The organism is Bacillus sp. SIMBA_031 (genome assembly GCF_046535225.1).
Taxonomy (GTDB): domain Bacteria; phylum Bacillota; class Bacilli; order Bacillales; family Bacillaceae; genus Bacillus; species Bacillus velezensis.
The window spans coordinates 190,364-208,963 of the sequence record NZ_JAWRXC010000004.1; the positions used below are offsets into that span (position 1 = coordinate 190,364).

General features: G+C 46.0%; 14 protein-coding genes and 2 pseudogenes. 14 read left to right on the top strand and 2 right to left on the bottom strand.

Features of this window, described 5'->3' with window-relative positions:
* Positions 1 to 19: 19 nt before the first annotated feature.
* From SB724_RS13650 to SB724_RS13700, 11 genes and pseudogenes are all read left to right on the top strand, one after another.
* Positions 20 to 6,979, top strand: coding sequence for a DNRLRE domain-containing protein (locus tag SB724_RS13650; RefSeq protein WP_410571535.1), 6,960 nt, complete (start codon positions 20 to 22; stop codon positions 6,977 to 6,979).
* A 14-nt stretch (positions 6,980 to 6,993) separates the two neighbouring features.
* Positions 6,994 to 7,440 carry a hypothetical protein gene (locus SB724_RS13655; RefSeq protein ID WP_015418541.1) on the top strand — a complete coding sequence of 149 codons (447 nt, stop codon included), beginning with the start codon at positions 6,994 to 6,996 and terminating at the stop codon, positions 7,438 to 7,440.
* Positions 7,441 to 7,636: 196 nt separating this feature from the next.
* Positions 7,637 to 7,940 (top strand): annotated as a pseudogene (locus SB724_RS13660) (WapI family immunity protein).
* A gap of 51 nt (positions 7,941 to 7,991) precedes the next feature.
* Complete coding sequence (locus SB724_RS13665; RefSeq protein WP_410571537.1) at positions 7,992 to 8,399, top strand: YxiG family protein; 408 nt, start codon at positions 7,992 to 7,994, stop codon at positions 8,397 to 8,399.
* Positions 8,400 to 8,458: 59 nt separating this feature from the next.
* Positions 8,459 to 8,938 (top strand): hypothetical protein, encoded by a 480-nt coding sequence (locus SB724_RS13670; protein ID WP_326150810.1) that lies wholly within the window; start codon positions 8,459 to 8,461, stop codon positions 8,936 to 8,938.
* Positions 8,939 to 8,980: 42 nt separating this feature from the next.
* Positions 8,981 to 9,808, top strand: coding sequence for a hypothetical protein (locus SB724_RS13675; protein ID WP_410571539.1), 828 nt, complete (start codon positions 8,981 to 8,983; stop codon positions 9,806 to 9,808).
* Between the two features lie 102 nt (positions 9,809 to 9,910).
* A complete protein-coding gene (locus tag SB724_RS13680) occupies positions 9,911 to 10,072 on the top strand; it encodes a hypothetical protein (RefSeq protein WP_410571541.1) in 162 nt (53 codons plus the stop codon).
* Entirely contained in the window at positions 10,066 to 10,431 is a 366-nt protein-coding gene (locus SB724_RS13685; protein WP_410571543.1) for a YxiJ family protein, read from the top strand. Before SB724_RS13680 ends, SB724_RS13685 begins: the two co-directional genes overlap by 7 nt.
* Before the next feature lie 16 nt (positions 10,432 to 10,447).
* Positions 10,448 to 10,687 (top strand): DNA-binding protein, encoded by a 240-nt coding sequence (locus SB724_RS13690; RefSeq protein WP_410571545.1) that lies wholly within the window; start codon positions 10,448 to 10,450, stop codon positions 10,685 to 10,687.
* Between the two features lie 77 nt (positions 10,688 to 10,764).
* Positions 10,765 to 10,989, top strand: coding sequence for a hypothetical protein (locus tag SB724_RS13695; protein WP_410571547.1), 225 nt, complete (start codon positions 10,765 to 10,767; stop codon positions 10,987 to 10,989).
* A 54-nt stretch (positions 10,990 to 11,043) separates the two neighbouring features.
* Positions 11,044 to 12,483, top strand: a complete 1,440-nt coding sequence (locus SB724_RS13700) for a DEAD/DEAH box helicase (protein ID WP_007407785.1) — start codon at positions 11,044 to 11,046, stop codon at positions 12,481 to 12,483.
* A gap of 30 nt (positions 12,484 to 12,513) precedes the next feature.
* Here the strand turns inward: SB724_RS13700 and SB724_RS13705 are convergent, their stop codons facing one another.
* The gene (locus SB724_RS13705; RefSeq protein ID WP_410571595.1) at positions 12,514 to 13,764 is read right to left on the bottom strand and encodes an MFS transporter; all 1,251 of its coding nucleotides are present in this window, start codon (positions 13,762 to 13,764) and stop codon (positions 12,514 to 12,516) included.
* A gap of 155 nt (positions 13,765 to 13,919) precedes the next feature.
* On the opposite strand from SB724_RS13705, the pseudogene SB724_RS13710 reads away from it, so the two are divergent.
* Both SB724_RS13710 and bglS read left to right on the top strand, forming a co-directional pair.
* Positions 13,920 to 14,012: pseudogene (locus SB724_RS13710) on the top strand (CAT RNA binding domain-containing protein); the annotation flags it as partial.
* A 217-nt stretch (positions 14,013 to 14,229) separates the two neighbouring features.
* Positions 14,230 to 14,961 (top strand): beta-glucanase, encoded by a 732-nt coding sequence (gene bglS, locus SB724_RS13715; RefSeq protein WP_032875626.1) that lies wholly within the window; start codon positions 14,230 to 14,232, stop codon positions 14,959 to 14,961.
* 41 nt (positions 14,962 to 15,002) lie between these two features.
* Here bglS and citH read toward each other — a convergent pair whose 3' ends face one another.
* On the bottom strand, positions 15,003 to 16,283 hold the full coding sequence (citH, locus tag SB724_RS13720; protein ID WP_014419246.1) for a citrate transporter CitH: 1,281 nt from the start codon (positions 16,281 to 16,283) through the stop codon (positions 15,003 to 15,005).
* 200 nt (positions 16,284 to 16,483) lie between these two features.
* On the opposite strand from citH, the gene SB724_RS13725 reads away from it, so the two are divergent.
* A complete protein-coding gene (locus tag SB724_RS13725; protein ID WP_410571549.1) occupies positions 16,484 to 18,535 on the top strand; it encodes a catalase in 2,052 nt (683 codons plus the stop codon).
* Positions 18,536 to 18,600: the final 65 nt, after the last annotated feature.

An 18,600-nucleotide genomic window follows, 5' to 3' on the forward strand; every position in this document is an offset into this window, starting at 1 on the left:
AAAGAAGGAGGAGAACCCTATGAAAATAGGAAAAAAGAACAAGTGGAAAAAATGGCTGGCCGGCACTCTTGCGGCAACGCTTATGATTTCCATTGCGCCTGCCGATGTATTTGCGGCAGAAACGCGTGAAAAACAAGATCAAGCGAAAACCGCCGCCATTCCGGCCGCAGACCCGGAAAAAGATCTTCCGGCGGAAAAAGCATCTGAGCAGATGCCTTTTGATCAAAAAGATATCAATCAAGACGGTGAGATCACGTCTGAAAGAACTGAGAATTCAAAGCTTTACTATGAAGGCGAGGGTGTGTACAAACAGGAAATCTACACAGACCCCATTCATACGAAAGAAACCGCCAATGCGGACTGGGAAGACGTTTCCCCTGAATTGAAAACCGGCTCAAAGGAAGTCGGAACGGAAAATACAGTGCTGAATTCCGATTTTCTGAAGCAAATGAAAAACGGATTATACGCCACATTTGAACATGATGATCATAAGCTCACATACTCATTAACCGGCGCAAAAGGCCCCGATCAGGCTGCAATCACTCCGACAGATGCCTCAGCAAAAGTCAAGGAAGACAGCAACGAGCTTACGTATCAGCAAGTGTTTCCTGCTATTGATTTACAAACCTACACATTTAACGAAAACATAAAAGAAGACCTTGTGCTTCACAAATATGAAGGCTACAATTCCTTCACCTTTCAAATCAAAACCGACCTTCAGGCTAAAAAACAGGAAGACGGCTCGATCGCGTTTTCTGATGATAAAGACAATGTCGTCTATACCGTGCCGAAGCCTTTTATGACCGACTCAGATCTCGATGAAAAGTCAGGTGAAGTCAGCAGGTCAGAAGATGTCAGCTTCAAGCTTGAAAAAAACAGCGAAGGCTACTTGCTCCATGTAACGGCCGATGAAAAATGGCTGAAAGATCCCAAGCGGGTTTATCCGGTATCTATTGACCCTTCAACATCAGTATCTGTGTCATCCGATACCTTTGTCATGAGCGCGTATCCGACGACAAACTACTCTGCCGCTTCGCAGAAATGGGACGCCGGATTGAAAGCGTACGTACTGAAAACGGGCTATTATGACGGCACAACCGGAACGAACTACGCATTTATGAAGTTTGATAATTTAAAGCCGATCAAAAATATGACGGTGACAAAAGCGACGCTTAAAGCATACACAGCCCACTCCTATTACGGATCAAAGGCGACGGGGCTTTGGCTCGACACCGTAAACAGCAATTACGACAATGCCAAGGTCACGTGGAAAAACAAGCCGGGCTCCAAAAACATCGGCAAAGCCGAGGTCTATAAAGGCCAATGGGCAAGCTTCGATGTCACCTCCGCAGTCAAGTCGTGGAACAGCGGCGGCGCCAATTACGGCTTTAAGCTTCACGCAAACGGCAACGGAAAAGAATATTGGAAGAAGCTGATGTCATCAGCAAACTCTGCTAAAAAACCATACATTGAAGTGACATACACGATTCCGAAGGCGGACACGCCGTCTGTCAAAGCGTATCATAACGGAGATTCGACAGGATTTTTCAATATCAGCTGGAAAAAAGCTGAAGGCGCCAAAAGCTATAAAGTCTGGCTTTATAACGGGAAAGAATATCAGGCCATTCCGGTCGGCAATGCAACCTCTTGGAGCACAAAAGGAAAAAACATCTGGCCGACAAAAGCGGAAATCGACTCCGGCAAATATAAGCTGCATACAGACGGAAAAGGCGGAAGTGAATTAGCGCTTAATCCTTCGCCGGTCTATAAAAACTCCGGCGGCAGCTATCCGGCAAGTAAAAATTACTGGGTCGCGGTCAGCGCGGTGTTTGACCAGGGAGAAGGCGCCATGTCTGCGGCCGCCAAGCCCGTCATTCCGAATATTGGCAGAGTTCAGAAACCAAGTACGAAAGGCTTTAATAACAACAACGCCACAGGCTGGTTTGATCTTTCCTGGAAAGCCGTATCAGGCGCAGCCGGGTATAAAATGCAAGTCTTTAACGGCAAAAGCTTTGAAACGCTTGACCTCGGAAATAAAACATCCTGGTCCACAAAAGATCAAAACATCTGGCCGACAAAGGCGGAAATCAGCGCCGGAAAATATGCGCTTCACCTGAAAGACAAAAAAGGCGCGGAATTGCCGATCAACCCGGGCCCCGTTTATAAAAACGCCGGCGGAGATGCGAACCGGAAAACCTACGGATTTAAAGTCATTGCCTATAACAAAGACGGAGAAGCGATCGCCTCACCGGAAGCGAGTCCGGCGCTGCCTGATATCGCAAAGCCGAAAAACCTGACAGGCTACGTCTATACGAACACGAAATCCAGCCAAACGGGTTATGTCAATCTCATATGGGATAAGGTGAAAAACGCGAAAGGCTACAAAATCAACATCTACAACGGAAAAGACTATCAATCATTCGATATCGGTGATACCGATCATTGGACGACCCAAAACAAACACATCTGGCCTTCAGCCGATGAAGTGAAAGCGGGAAGATTCCAGCTTCACACGGACGGAAAGGGCGGCGAACTGGCGCTTGACCCTTCACCTGTTTACGAAAACGCAAACGGCAATTACAAAGGGAAGAAGAACTATTCCTTTACGCTGACCGCCTATGACGCAAACGGTGACAGCATACCGACGGCACCTTTTAACCCTGTTTTCCATGAAGGGGCGGAATTCCTCGGAACGGAAGAATTCTGGTCCATTATTGACATTCCGGACGGACAGCTGAACGGCGCAACGGGAAATGTCATCGTCAATGAAGAAGATATGTCAATCGACGGACGCGGACCGGGGCTCGGACTCTCCCGGACCTTCAACAGCCTTGACAGCTCTGACCATATGTTCGGCCAAGGCTGGTATGCCGATGCGGAAACGTCGATTCTTTCTGAAGACGGCAGAGCCGTTTATATTGATGAGGACGCGACAACACATGTCTTCACGAAAAAATCTGACGGCACGTATCAGCCGCCGACAGGCGTTTATCTCGAACTGACGGAAACAAGCGATCAATTTGTATTAAAAACAAAAGATCAGACGAACGCTTATTTCAGCAAAAAAGGCGGAAAGCTCCAAAAAATCGTTGACGGACACAACAACACAACCGTATACGAGTATAACGACAGCAATCAGCTGACCGCCATAACAGACGCATCAGGGCGCAAGCTGACATTTACCTATGATGAAAACGGCCATGTCACATCTCTTACAGGGCCGAAAAACAAAAAGATTTCGTATTCATATGACAAAGACCTTCTCAAAAAGGTGACGGATACTGACGGCAGCGTCACAAGCTATGACTACGATGACGAGGGGCGCCTCGTCAAGCAGTATTCTGCAAACAGCACGGATGACAAACCGCTGTTCACTGAATACCAATATAGCGGCCACCGCCTGACCAAAGCCGTCAATGCGAAAAAAGAAACGTACGACTACAGCTATGACGCGGACAAAAAAACGCTGCTCATGACGCAGCCGAACGGCCGCAAAGTGCAGTACGGCTATAATGAGGCGGGCAACCCGATTCAAATAATCGATGATGCCGAAGGGCTGAAAATCACGACCAACACTGTATACGAAGGCAACAACGTCATTCAGGACACCGATCCGAACGACGCGGATGCGGGCAAAGCGACAGAAAGCTATCAATATGATAAAGACGGCAACGTCACAGCCGTAAAAGACAACTACGGCACCGAAACGTATCAGTACAACAAAAACAATGACGTAACGAAAATGAAGGACACCGAGGGGAACGTCACTGATATTGCGTACGACGGACTTGATGCCGTTTCTGAGACGGATCAAAGCGGAAAATCCTCATCCGCCGCCGTGTATGACAAGTATGGAAATCTCATTCAATCAAGCAAAGAGCTGGCAGCTTCGGCAAGCCTGCTGAAAGACGGCAGCTTTGAAGGAACAAAGCTGGGCTGGAATCTCACCGCTACGAGAGACAGCGGAAGTATTGCATCTGTAAAAGCAAGAAGCGGCGCGCTGTCCGGACAAAAAGCACTGGAGATCTCCTCACAATCCGCTTCAGCCGGAACAGAGCACGGCCATGCGTCCGCAACGCAGGAAGTGCAGCTTGAGCCGAATACGACGTATACACTCAGCGGCCAGATCAAAACGGATCTGACAAAGGCAAGAGCGTATTTCAACATTGATCTGCGTGACAAAGACCAAAAACGCATTCAATGGATTCACAATGAATCAGGCGCATTAGCCGGAAAGAATGACTGGACGAAACGGCAGATCACCTTTACAACACCGGCCAATGCAGGAAAAGCCATCGTCTATATGGAAGTGGACCATAACGACAAGGACGGCAAAGGAAAAGCGTGGTTTGATCAGGTTCAGCTGGAAAAAGGGGAAGTCTCTTCAAGCTATAACCCGGTGCAAAACAGCAGTTTCACGGCTAAAGCAGACGGCTGGAGCACAAGCGGAGCCGCCGCTGACCTTGATGAAGGCTTCGATGATGACAGCTCATTAAAAGCGTCCCGCACAAATGCATCACAAGCCAATGCGGCCGCAAAACAAACCGTTACATTAGGCCAAAGCGCGGACGATAAGCCGGTATATATCACGCTGACAGGGATGTCCAAGGCTGACGGCGTAAAATTAACGAACGACAATGATTACGCGCTTCAGGCTGACGTCACTTATGCGGACGGCACGACAGGCGTATACACCGCCAAATTCCCGCAGGGGACACAGGAATGGAACCGGGCAGCGGCAGTCATCCCGAAAACAAAGCCGATCAATAAAATCGAAATCAGCATTCTGTTCCAAAAAAGCGCCACAGGAACGGCGTGGTTTGATGATATCCGTTTAATCGAAGGAAGCATCCTGACGAAAAACACCTATGACGAAAAAGGAAACTACGTCACAAAAGAAGAAGACGAACTAGGGTATGCAAGCACTGCTTCATATGACGAGACTGGAAAGAAAATGTCTGAAACCGACGCGAAAGGCGAAACAACCGCCTACGAATACGATCAGGCCGACCAGCTGACAAAGCTGACCCTGTCAAACGGCACATCCATCCTTCACAGCTATGACAAGGAAGGAAATGAGCTGACAAAAACGATTCGGGCCGGCGCAGATCAGACCTATCAATATGAATATGACGTCATGGGCAAGCTCGTCAAAACAACCGACCCGCTCGGCAATGTACTGAAGAGTGAATATGACGCCAACAGCAACTTGACGAAAACCGTTTCCGCCAACGGAAATGAAGTGTCGCTGACCTATGACGGCACCGATCGGGTTAAGTCAAAAGCGTATAACGGCACTGAAAAATATAACTTTACCTATGACAAAAACGGCAATGAAACGTCTGTCACAAACAAAGAACAAAATATAACGAAAAAACGCACCTTTGACAACAAAAACCGCCTGACTGAATTAACCGACCGCGGCGGCAGCCAAAGCTGGACGTACCCGGCTGATTCGGATAAGCTGAAAACTTTCTCATGGAGCCACGGCGGCCAAAAAGGAACAAACAGCTTTACGTACAACAAACTTGATCAAATGATTGAAATGAAAGACGGCACTTCAGCCTATACATTTGATTATGATGAAAACGGCAATGTTCAGACATTCATCAGCGGCAATGAAGTCGGCACGAGTTTTTCATATGATGAGCGGAATCTCGTCAGCTCTCTTCATATCGGAACGAAAAACGGCGGCAGCATCTTCCGGGAAAGCTATGAATATGACGCCAACGGCAACCGCACGGTCATCGACAGCTCAGCGGGCGGAAAGGTGCAGTACGAATACGGCAAGCTCAACCAGCTCGTCAAAGAAACTCATGAAGACGGCACCGTCATTCAATATACGTACGACGGCTTCGGCAACCGGACAAACGTCACCGCCACAAAGGACGGCGCAAGCAAATCAGTCAACGCATCCTTCAACATCATGAACCAGCTGACGAAGGTGAATGACGAAGACCTGTCCTACGATAAAAACGGCAATCGCACATCCGACGGCAAATACACATATACGTGGGACGCGGAAGACAACCTGACCGCCGTCACGAAAAAAGGCGAAGACAAGCCGTTCGCAACATACAAATACGATGAAAAAGGAAACAGAATCCAAAAAACCGTCAACGGAAACGTCACGAACTACTTCTACGACGGAGACAGCTTGAATGTCCTGTATGAAACAGACGCAGACAACAACGTCACAAAATCATACACGTACGGTGACAGCGGCCAGCTGTTATCCTATACAAAGAACGGCAAGAAATATTTCTATCACTACAACGCACACGGCGACGTCATCGCCATCTCAGACAGCACCGGAAAAACTGTTGCCAAATATCAATACGATGCGTGGGGAAATCCGACAAAAACCGAAGCGAGCGACGAAGTAAAAGACAATCGCTACCGCTACGCAGGCTACCAATACGACGAAGAAACCGGCCTGTACTATCTCATGGCCCGCTACTACGAGCCAAGAAACGGCGTATTCTTATCACTAGACCCAGACCCGGGCAGTGATGGGGATTCATTGGATCAGAATGGATATGCATATGCCAATAACAATCCGGTGATGAAGGTCGACCCAGATGGGCACTGGGCCAGAATTCTATGGGAAGTAATAAAAAGGTCATGGAATGGTGCTCCAGGAAAGTGGGCAAAGAGGAATGTTGGTAAGGCATATAATGCATCAAAGAAATGGACTAAATCAGTTATTAAAAAAGGCGCAAAAAAAATCGCGAAAAGGATTCCATATAGAATTCATAAAGTAGGCCGTATAAAAGGGGATAGAGAAAAAGGAAGAGGTTATTGGGGAATAATCTATTCGAGAAAGAAAAAGACTGGGAGGTCTATATATAGATCTCTAGAGTGGCATACACCACATAATAATCATGGTTATCATTTACAAAGCAATAAGTTTTCTATATATAAAGGGAAATGGAAAAGGGGCAGTGCACAATGGCGGTTTACAGTGTATAAAAGATAGAAGGAGAGAATTAAATGTACTATTTTTATGAAATATCAACTCTCAATGACTATGATTGGGTTGAAAAAGAGTATAAAACAATAGAGGATTTAATATTTGTTATATTAAAAAATATGGAAAATAAACAATACGCAATGTATTCTTACTCTGTTTCAAATAAAGATAGTGATACTTGTATATTCTCAGCGAGCTTAAAAACAAATACTTTGTTTAATAAAAAAATCTCATTTATAAAAACCTCAGCAGAAGAGTACAAGAATACAATAATTGCGCATGAAAATATAATCTTATTGGAAAAAGATGTTGAGTTAAAAGATATATTAAATGGAGCCCCTTTAGCAGAGAAAACAATTATTAAAGATTTACTGGATTATGTTCTTTATCATATAGAAATAACAGATTCCGAGACAATCAGAATAGGATCTAGACATAGAGAAAATATTATAAACATTATTAAATAAAAAATAGATGAGCCTGTTGATCATCTTTTGGTCAACAGGCTTTTTTTTAAAAAATTATAGATAATAAGTGGGTAGGTGATTAGAACTGAGACAGTAAAAGGTGAACAATCGATTGAAACTTAGCTTGAATTCCAGAGCGTCATTCAAATCATTTACTACTAAATTAAAGCTATTAAGTAGAGAACGAGGAGACAGCATGGCCAAAATCGGAGACGGTTGTCTGGAACTTGAAATAACACCGAGAAGGTATCAAGAAGCAGAGGATGATCCTTTTATCTCAACAATGTTTGAACTGTTGGAACATAATAAAGCAATCGCCCGCGATTACTCTGCCGTTTTATTAGAAAGTGAATTTAAAATGCTGATATCAGGGATTGAAGCATTATTAGCGGGGAAACAAGACAGGATACGTTTAGAAACAATTGAACCATTTTTTATTTTGAGTATAGATAAAGAAAACGAATATTCGTAATGAAGAGAAGCTAGAACTTTTCGTGTAGACTTTAAAATCAGATCTCAAAGACTCCAAAACTTCATTAGGGAGATAAACGGTGTACAAGACAATTAATGAATGGGTAGATTATATAGACGGAGGGTGCGCTGTCCTTCATTTTGACTTTCATGTGTTTAAAAAAGAGCTTTCACTTAAGATTCAGGTCGTTGAAAATAAAGCCGAATTTACGCATAACATTCTTTTTCAAAATGCAGCATCTGTTTATTTTAGTGCAGATATTGGTGATATGAGATTAGAAAAAATAGATCCGGAAGAATACAATTGGCAAGTATTTGAGATGAGTTACCACCCGGAAGGAATCGGTAATCTATCAAATGCTGTAATTCCGGAGTATCAATCAAATGCTAATTTTCTTATAAATATGAACAGCATGCTGATTGCTGTAGAAGCTGAAACAGTTCGCTTTGACGACCAATCATTTTATGCGTATCATTCGAAATCATAAATAAGAGAGGTTCCCAGCCTCTCTTTTCTTACATAACGAAACCGTTCGCGGAGGCAAACATGAGCAGTCCTTTAAATATACAAAAAGAATCATTGAAGGCTATAGGGAATCTGGATGTGATTAACCCGCTTAAATACAATTCGATTTATTCATGTGATCTAGTGAGTAAAGATACTTTTTCTCAATTAATGAATGACTTAGAGTTCGAAACAGCTCTAATAGAAGTAATGGCATTTCCTTCTTTTATTGAAGAATGGAAGAAGAAGGTTGAAAAGAAAATGATACATATGAATACTGTATCGAAAAAGTTCATTCATATTGAATGTGCCCTAACCAAAGAAGAATTGATGGCAGATCACTTATTAGATGAATTATATTTTTTAGCATCGATCAATGACTTTGTTGTTATAATAGCAAATCCTGCCAAAAATAAGTCCTATATGAACCTGAACACTCAAAAGGTTGATGTAACTACTGAAAATAATGAAAAAATCATTTGGTTTGAATACGATGCAGCAGATTTATATATCATTGATTAATTTAATATAAATTTCAGGTTCCTAATCAACGGAGTGTTGCTGATGTTAGAACTTACCGCGGAGCGTGTTGGGTCATATGAAAGGGAAAATATCATTTATTTCAATGCGGGTCGGGATGATCAAGTGTTTATTGTGTCCGTGCACGATCACAAAGTAATATTGGAGGTTATGAAAGGCAGCTCTCTTTTAATCAAAAAAGAGTTACACGGATTTTCTGAAGATGCCCATTTCTATCTGGTTGATTCGTATGATAACACAATCGTTATCGTTTACCTGGAAAATCATACGTGTCAATTAGCCGTATACTGCGTAAACAGTAATAAAATCAATCCGATTTGTTCTTTTCTATTAAGCGCCAATGTATTTCATCTGGGTGAGGATGGATTATTATGGATCGGATTAACGGACGAGGGTATGTATGATGAGAGAAATCCTCAAGGAAAAGCGATATTTGCTTTTCATGCAGAAGACAGAACGTTTTATTTTGAAGACGATTTTAAAGAAATGATGCATGAATGCTATGCCGTACAATCGATCAAATCTGATTTGTATGTATGTTTCGAGGGAGAGGATTGCTGTGTCATCGGGCATTATCAGATTGGACGGGATAGAATTCGTACTGTTGCAGAATATGTGCTGGACGGCGATCAATACTCCTATTGTGATCAGCTATCCGTTTCGAAAAAAAGGGTGCTGCTGATTCAGAGTCACGAGGATACCCTATTTACATTTCATGAAGAGCACAAAGGCTTATCAGAGACTGACGTCATGATACACGGTATTGATAGAAAAGGAGAAACAACGTACAGAGCCGTACAGGACCGCATGTTTATCTTTAGTGATAACGATTTATATCTGGTGAAGTATTGATTAATCCTATGCAGATGGCTTTTTTCAGCCATCTGCATATCATTTTACAGAGTGAACGATCGATATAAATAAAATACCATCCAAGACTCAAGGGGTAATTACATGAAAATAAAAATGAATAAGATAGTCGAAGAATCAGTAAAAGGATGTTTTTGTAATTTTGATTACTGCGGGCATCTGTATCTCGGACGGCATCAGAATGACGGGCTTTCGTTTACGATCATCGATGAATCAGGTGATATTCGAGTGATTCTGAGATGTTAAGATCCAACAGATATTCTTTAAATGATGACGTCATCCGAAACCTGAAATTATACAAAAAAGAATTAGAGGGTCCGCTGCCTTCAGATACAGGGAGATTCGAAGAAGACTTTGAGGGGGTTGCCTGCGCGGGGGATTTTTATGAGTATTTCGCGCTTATCTGCGGCAGCTTAGATTTTGTTTTGGAGAATAAACAAATGCCTGCGAGGCAGCGTAAAGCCTTATATAAATCCTTTTTTGAGCTGTATCCGCAATATGCGCAGCTGAAAAATGCTTTAACGGATTATCCGGAGCTCAGCCGGGAAATCGGGCGGCACGAACGGGCCAGGAGGCTGTTAGTCAGCATTTTAAACAAGAAATGAAAGGCAGGCTTTTGACGTGAAAGAACCAACAATAGCAGAATGTTTGAAAAAGGCTGGTCTGATCCTGAACGGTCAATCGACGAGGGGAGAAGTGTCGGATTGGGCGTCTGAGTATGTGGCTGCAGATGATCCGGCGGTTGAGGACGAAACCGTTTGGGAGATGCTCGTATATTTGAGCGGGTTTGATCTGAAAGATTCGCCTGATTCGTATCTGCATACGTTAGAAGAATTAAGAGATTGGATGCAGACATATTAAAGAAATTCATGGGGGTTTGTAAGAAAAATTCATTTGAGTCAGACATGCCAATTCAGCTGAAAAAAAGGAGGCACAAAATGGAGTGGCACAAACATGAGAAAGCAGTTCTACTGAGGCCGGATGATCTTGAAAGCATCACCGACATCCATCTGGATATCAGCCCGGTCGACGGCGGCTGGGAATCAATCCGCTACTATGTCGATGACGGGGAAGGAAGCATGAGTTTTTATTGCGCCAAATGGGTCGTGCTTGACATGAAGAAAAAGCAGTCCTCCGAATGGCCCGGCAAAACGTCAGGGTAAAGCGGCGGCATTTCGCGTATAATGAGGGGAGCCGGACAGAGAAGGAGTTTAGTCATGAATGAGTTTAATGAATATGCGATCAGCCCCGAAATCCGACGGGCGCTGAATGGCTTGCAATACACCGAGCCGACTGAAGTGCAGCGGCGCGTCATCCCCGCCGCGCTGCAAAAAAAAGACCTCGTCGTCAAATCACAGACGGGCAGCGGCAAAACCGCGGCTTTCGGCATTCCGATCTGTGAGCTTGCGGAATGGGAGGAAAACAAACCGCAGGCGCTGATTTTAACGCCGACCCGCGAGCTTGCGGCGCAGATTAAAGAAGATATCACGAATATCGGCCGTTTCAAACGGATAAAAGCCACGGCGGTTTTCGGAAAAGCGTCTTTTGACAAACAGAAAACCGAACTGAAGCAAAAAAGCCACGTCGTTGCCGGAACGCCGGGGCGTGTGCTTGATCATATAGAGAAAGGGACGCTGCCGCTTGAACGGCTGGCGTATGTAGTGATTGACGAAGCGGATGAAATGCTGAATATGGGATTTATTGAACAGGTGGAAGCCATCATTCAGCATCTGCCGAAAAACAGAGTCACCATGCTGTTTTCAGCGACGCTGCCGGATGACGTCGAGAAGCTGAGCCGCACATATATGAAAGACCCTGAATTGATTGAAGTAAAAGCGGAAGGCCTGACGACAAAAGACATTGAGCATTTTGTCACCAGAACAGAAGAAGAGGACAAAACATCTTTGCTGCGTGATGTCCTGATCACCGAAAACCCGGACAGCTGCATCATATTCTGCCGGACAAAAGAAAGGGTCATCCAGTTAACCGATGAGCTGGACAGGCTGGGCTATCCTTGCGATAAAATTCACGGCGGCATGGTGCAGGAAGACCGCTTTGACGTCATGAATGAATTCAAACGCGGCGAGTTCCGCTATCTCATTGCGACCGACGTTGCCGCCAGAGGAATTGATATTGAAAACATCAGCCTCGTCATCAATTATGATATTCCGCTTGAAAAAGAAAGCTATGTGCACCGCACCGGCAGAACGGGCCGCGCCGGACACCGCGGACGGGCCGTTACGTTTGTGACGCCTTCTGAATCGCGGTTTCTGAATGACATTGAGACATATATCGGTTTCCGCATCCAGAAGCGGGAGGCGCCGTCTGAGAAAGAAACAGCGGAACGGAAAGCAGCTTTTGCGGAAAAATTGAACGCCCGCCCCGATGTCAAAACAGACAAAAGCGAACAGTTAAACAAAGACATCATGAAGCTGTACTTTAACGGCGGGAAAAAGAAAAAACTCAGAGCGGTCGATTTTGTCGGAACGATTGCGAAAATCGACGGCGTTTCAGCCGATGATATCGGGATTATCACGATTCTGGACAACGCATCGTACGTAGAGATTCTGAACGGTAAAGGCCCGCACGTTCTTGACATCATGAAAAATACGACGGTCAAAGGCAAAAAACTGAAAGTCCATAAAGCCAAGAAATAAAAAAGAAAGCCTGCCGCGCGCAGGCTTTTTTTACGCCGTCTCCTCAGGCACAAACGCAAGGATGCCTATCCCGATCACAAATAACAAAATCAGGCTGAACACGGCGGCTGACGAATTTCCGGTCAGCTGGGCGGTCACGGCAATCAAAAGCGGGCCGATAATCGAAGCGAACTTGCCGAAAATATTATAAAAGCCGAAAAACTCATTGGCGTTCTGTTTGGGGACAAGCTTGGCAAAGTAAGAGCGGCTCAGCGCCTGAATGCCTCCTTGGGAAGTGGCGACAAGCATAGCCAAGACCCAGAAATCAAAAGCGGAATCCATAAAATAAGCATACGTGCAGACAATCATATACACGCCGATTCCGGCATAAAGCATCGTTTTTCCTTTAAATCGTTCGGCCAGCCGTCCGTACAAAATCGAAAAAGGCGCGGCGACGACCTGAGTGACAAATAAAACAATCAGCAGATTTGCCGCGCTGATGCCGAGGTCAGCCCCGTAGGACGTGGACATCGTAATGATGGTGCCGACCCCGTCGATGTAGAAGAAATAGGCGAGCAGAAACAAAAACAGCGCCCGATGCTTCCTGATCTGCTTCAGCGTGCCGGCCAGCCGTATAAAACTGCTGAGTACAAGCCGCGGCTCCCTCTCGATATAATAGCGCTGGCGGACGCGGAGAAGGAGCGGGATCGAAAACAGCCCCCACCATGCCGCCGTAATCAAAAAGGCAATGCGGCCGGCAGCCTGGGCGGACAGCGGAATCACCTCCGCTTGTGCTGAAAGAATCACGGCAATGCTGAGGAGAAAAGGGATCGTGCTGCCGATATAGCCCAGTCCAAATCCCCTGGCGGACACCATATTCATCCGCTCCTTTGCGGCCACATCAACGAGAAACGCATCATAAAACACATTAGACCCGGCAAAGCCGATCGTGGAAATCGTATAACAAATTAATAACAGCATCCAAGATTCGCCGGGAATCAAAGCCAGCGCGGCTGTGCCCGCCACACCGATCAGAAGAAAGAAGGCAAAAAACCGTTTCTTGCATCCTTTGTAGTCGGCAATCGTTCCTAAGACGGGGCCGAGCATCGCCAAAATAAAAGTCGCGGCGGCAATCGTATAGCCCAAATAAGCGGTAGAATCAGCCGCGCTGACACCGTTTTCCGCCGCCGCGGCTTTAAAAAACAAGGGGAAAACAGCCGTCATAATAATGACCGAATAAGCTGAATTGGCCCAATCATACAGCATCCAGCTGCTTTCTTCTTTCGAAAACCGTTTCATCACACACGCTCCTTCCCAAAAACCGGTTCTCTGCATTATATGCGCCTCATCCGCATCGTTGGACAAAGATTTCTGAACGGCGTTTTCTGATTGACCTGGAGATATTGAACTAGTTCAAAGGTGTAGCAGGTAAATGGTCAGGCGGGAGGGAGACAGAATTGAAGATTGCGAAAGTCATTAGTAATAATGTCGTCAGTGTGCTCAAAGAAGGCAATCAGGAATTGGTCATCATGGGCCGGGGCATTCCATTTTAGTTTCCTTGTATTTATTTTGTCTTACATTCACATATGACTTGGTTAAGGCAGGCAAAACCTAAATTACAATGAGCGCGGATCATCTCTGTTTGTGCTGATGGTAATTTAGGTCTTTTTAAGTTTCGTTTTTATCATTATTCTGACTGATGTTCCCTTTTACAGAATCATGTATGATCGATAAAGAAATCGCTTTCAAAGAAAGGGGAATGCCGACATGTTTTATCGTATGAAACGAGTGCTGCTGCTTCTTGTCACTGGATTGTTTTTGAGTTTGTGTGCGATCACTTCTACTGCATCAGCTCAAACAGGCGGATCGTTTTTTGAACCTTTTAACAGCTATAACTCTGGATTATGGCAAAAAGCAAATGGTTACTCCAATGGAGATATGTTCAACTGCACGTGGCGTGCAAATAATGTGTCCGTGACGTCATCAGGTGAAATGCGTTTGGCGCTGACAAGCCCGTCTTATAACAAGTTTGACTGCGGGGAGAACCGCTCCGCTCAAACCTATGGCTATGGACTTTATGAAGTCAGAATGAAGCCGGCTAAAAACACAGGGATCGTTTCATCGTTCTTCACTTATACAGGTCCAACGGATGGTACTCCTTGGGATGAGATTGATATCGAATTTTTAGGAAAAGACACGACAAAGGTTCAATTTAATTATTATACAAATGGAAAGGGAAATCATGAGAAGGTCGCGGATCTCGGATTTGATGCGGCCAATGCCTATCATACGTATGCGTTCGATTGGCAGCCAAACTCTATTAAATGGTATGTCGATGGGCAATTAAAACATACTGCGACAAGCCAAATCCCGACAACACCGGGAAAAATCATGATGAACTTATGGAATGGGATAGGTGTCGATGACTGGCTCGGTTCCTACAATGGTGTAAATCCGCTATACGCTCATTATGACTGGGTGCGCTATACAAAAAAATAATGTACAGAAAAGGATTTCCGCCAGCGGAAATCCTTTTTTAATTAAAACGAAATAATTCCAATCAAAAGCGCCGCAATCGTCATCACAATCGTTGTTCCCACGGCCCATTTAATAGTGAATTTTTGATGGTCGCCAAAGCTGACACCCGCCATTCCGACCAATAGATAGGTGGATGGCACAAGCGGGCTGAGCAGATGCACCGGCTGGCCCAGCAAGGAGGCTCTTCCGATTTCAGCGGCGTCTATTCCGTAAGCGGAAGCGGCTTCGGCAATGATGGGAAGGACACCGAAGTAAAAGGCGTCATTCGACATGAAAAAGGTGAAAGGCATGCTGGCAATCGCAGTGATCAACGGCAGATGCGGGCCCATGGCATCAGGGATGAGGGATACGAGAGAATGCGCCATCGCATCGACCATTTTTGTGCCTGAGAGAATGCCTGTAAATATGCCTGCCGCAAACACCATTGAGACAACGTTTAACGCATTACCCGCATGCGCTGAAATCCGTTTTTGCTGCTCTTTGACATTTGGATAGTTGACCATCAAGGCGATGGCGAACGCGATCATAAAAAGAACAGGGATGGGAAGCAGGCTGGTGATCAGCGCGGCCATCAGGGCGACAGTCAGCAGCAGGTTGAACCATTGGAGAGCCGGACGCTTCAGCGGCGCTGCCTCCGGATCAGAGGACGGTGCGTGTTCAATCGAAATGATGCCGAGCCGCTTCCGTTCTTTTTTTCCGAGGAGATAAGCAACGGCGATCACCCAGAGAACGCCGGCGATCATAGCGGGAATCAGCGGCGTAAAGACTTCCGACGTGTCCAATTTCAAGGAAGCCAAAACCCTCGCCGTCGGCCCGCCCCACGGAATAATATTCATGACCCCCGAACCGAGCATCGCAATTCCCGCCAGCACCAAACGGTTCATGCCGAGCCGTTTGTAAAGGGGCAGCATTGCCGCAATCGTAATCATGTACGTTGTTGTCCCATCACCGTCCAGCGAAATGGTCATCGTCAGAACCGCTGTGCCGATGGCGATTTTTAACGGGTCCCCTTTGACAAGCGATAGGATTTTGGCAATGAGGGGATCAAACAGACCTGAGTCAATCATAATGCCGAAATACAGGATGGCGAATAACAGCATAATCCCGGTAGGAGCGAGGTCTGTAACGCCTTGAATCATCATCTCGCCGAGATCTTTGCCAAATCCGCTGATCAGGGCAAACACAACAGGAACGACAATCAAAGCAATAAGAGCGGAAAGCCGGTTAGACATAATAAGGTACATAAAGACAATCATCATCACAAAACCGAGTATGGCAAGCACGATATGACCTCCCCTGTTCAACATCTGTATTAGTAAGCGCTTTCACAATTTATTTCTGTGAAAATGGCTTATTTCAAAATGTGTATGATCGCATATGTAAATACAGACCTAAAATCCTAATGAGCGGATCAGCAGTTTATATGAAGAACGCCGCGGGTAAATGTGCTGTAGAATGTTTCGTTTTAAAAGGGGGAACTGACATGAGTGATGATCAAAACAAACGAGTAAATGAACACTCAAAGGACGAACAGCTGGAGCAGTACCGGTCTGATAACAGCGGCAAAAAAATGACGACCAATCAGGGGCTTCGCGTGTCTGAGGATGAGCATTCTTTAAAAGCGGGCGTCCGCGGCCCCACGCTGATGGAGGATTTTCATTTTCGTGAAAAAATGACGCACTTTGACCATGAGCGGATTCCGGAACGGGTCGTTCATGCGCGCGGGTACGGCGTTCATGGGCATTTTCAGGTGTACGAACCGATGACGGAATATACACGGGCGAAATTTTTGCAGGACCCGTCCGTCAAAACGCCTGTTTTCGTCCGTTTCTCAACAGTGGCGGGCTCCAAGGGGTCAGCCGACACTGTCCGTGACGCCAGGGGATTTGCGACGAAGTTTTATACTGAAGAAGGGAACTATGACCTCGTCGGAAACAATATTCCGGTGTTCTTCATTCAGGACGCGATCAAATTCCCGGATCTCGTTCACGCCATAAAACCGGAACCGCACAATGAAATGCCGCAGGCCGCGACGGCTCATGATACGTTCTGGGATTTTGTCGCAAACAATCCTGAATCCGCGCACATGGTCATGTGGACGATGTCTGACCGCGGCATCCCGCGAAGCTATCGGATGATGGAGGGCTTCGGCGTGCATACGTTCCGTTTCGTCAACGAGAAAGGAAAAGCGCGCTTTGTAAAATTCCACTGGAAACCCGTGCTCGGCGTTCATTCCCTCGTATGGGATGAAGCGCAGAAAATTGCCGGGAAAGATCCCGATTTCAACCGCCGCGACCTGTGGGAAACGATTGAAAACGGCGGCAAAGTCGAGTATGAGCTCGGTGTTCAGATGATAGACGAAGAAGACGAGTTCAAATTTGATTTTGATATCCTTGATCCGACAAAACTGTGGCCGGAGGAGTTGGTTCCCGTCAAGCTGATCGGAAAAATGACCCTCGACCGCAATCAGGACAATGTCTTTGCGGAAACGGAACAGGTCGCCTTTCACCCGGGAAATGTCGTGCCGGGCATCGATTTTACCAATGACCCGCTTCTTCAAGGCCGGCTTTTCTCTTATACGGATACACAGCTCATCCGTCTTGGCGGGCCGAATTTTCACGAGATTCCGATCAACCGGCCGGTCTGCCCGTTCCATAACAACCAATACGACGGCTACCATCGGATGACGATTAATAAGGGTCCCGTCGCCTATCATAAAAATTCTCTGCAGAACAATGATCCGTCGCCGGCCTCAGAAGAAGAAGGCGGATACGTTCATTACCAGGAAAAAGTAGAAGGCAGAAAAATCCGCCAGCGCAGTGAGAGCTTCAATGACTATTTTTCTCAGGCCAAGATGTTCTGGAACAGCATGTCTCCCGCCGAGAAAGAACATATCATCTCCGCGTTCTGTTTTGAGGTCGGAAAAGTGAACAGCAAGGATGTGCAGCAGCAGGTGGTTGATGTCTTCAGTCACGTCGACGCCGGGCTTGCCGAGCGTGTTGCGAAAGGAATCGGCGTGAACCCGCCGCCGAAGGATCGTGAATCCGATGAAACGTTCACTTCCCCGGCCTTAAGCCAGGAAAACACGGTGAAAACGGCAGCGACAAGGCAGGTTGCGGTTTTAACCGATCACGGATTTTCTGATGAGAAAGTCAAACAAGTGCTTGACGTATGCAAACAGGCGGGAGTCAGAGCCGATATCATCAGCCCCGCGCTGGGAACCGTCAAGGGAGAAAACGGTACGGAGCTGGAAGCGTCAGCCACTTTCCTGACAGTGGATTCCGTCCTGTACGACGCTGTTTTCATTCCGGGCGGAAAACAAAGCACAGACAGCCTCAAAGTCCAAAAATCGGCCAGAGACTTCGTCAACGAAGCTTTCAGCCATTACAAGGCGATCGGCGCCTCCGGTGAAGGAAAAGAACTTCTCGCCCTCGCCGCCGGAACCGAAAGCGGCCCCGGTCTTGTTCCGGACGGAAACTGCGAACAATTTCTGAAAGCCGTGGCTGAGCATCGGCATTGGGACAGAAACATATAAGAATGAAAAAGCGCCTTTTATGAAGGGGGCGCTTTTTTCTTGTGAAAGTGAAATATCTGAGGAGA

What these genes read in the sequence shown, in the direction of transcription:
- bglS (WP_032875626.1), top strand. Translation starts at nt 14,230, where the DNA reads ATGTTTTATCGTATGAAACGAGTGCTGCTGCTTCTTGTCACTGGATTG.
- SB724_RS13695 (WP_410571547.1), top strand. Translation starts at nt 10,765, where the DNA reads ATGGAGTGGCACAAACATGAGAAAGCAGTTCTACTGAGGCCGGATGAT.
- SB724_RS13655 (WP_015418541.1), top strand. Translation starts at nt 6,994, where the DNA reads ATGTACTATTTTTATGAAATATCAACTCTCAATGACTATGATTGGGTT.
- SB724_RS13680 (WP_410571541.1), top strand. Translation starts at nt 9,911, where the DNA reads ATGAAAATAAAAATGAATAAGATAGTCGAAGAATCAGTAAAAGGATGT.
- SB724_RS13650 (WP_410571535.1), top strand. Translation starts at nt 20, where the DNA reads ATGAAAATAGGAAAAAAGAACAAGTGGAAAAAATGGCTGGCCGGCACT.
- SB724_RS13675 (WP_410571539.1), top strand. Translation starts at nt 8,981, where the DNA reads ATGTTAGAACTTACCGCGGAGCGTGTTGGGTCATATGAAAGGGAAAAT.
- SB724_RS13670 (WP_326150810.1), top strand. Translation starts at nt 8,459, where the DNA reads ATGAGCAGTCCTTTAAATATACAAAAAGAATCATTGAAGGCTATAGGG.
- SB724_RS13700 (WP_007407785.1), top strand. Translation starts at nt 11,044, where the DNA reads ATGAATGAGTTTAATGAATATGCGATCAGCCCCGAAATCCGACGGGCG.
- SB724_RS13725 (WP_410571549.1), top strand. Translation starts at nt 16,484, where the DNA reads ATGAGTGATGATCAAAACAAACGAGTAAATGAACACTCAAAGGACGAA.
- SB724_RS13685 (WP_410571543.1), top strand. Translation starts at nt 10,066, where the DNA reads ATGTTAAGATCCAACAGATATTCTTTAAATGATGACGTCATCCGAAAC.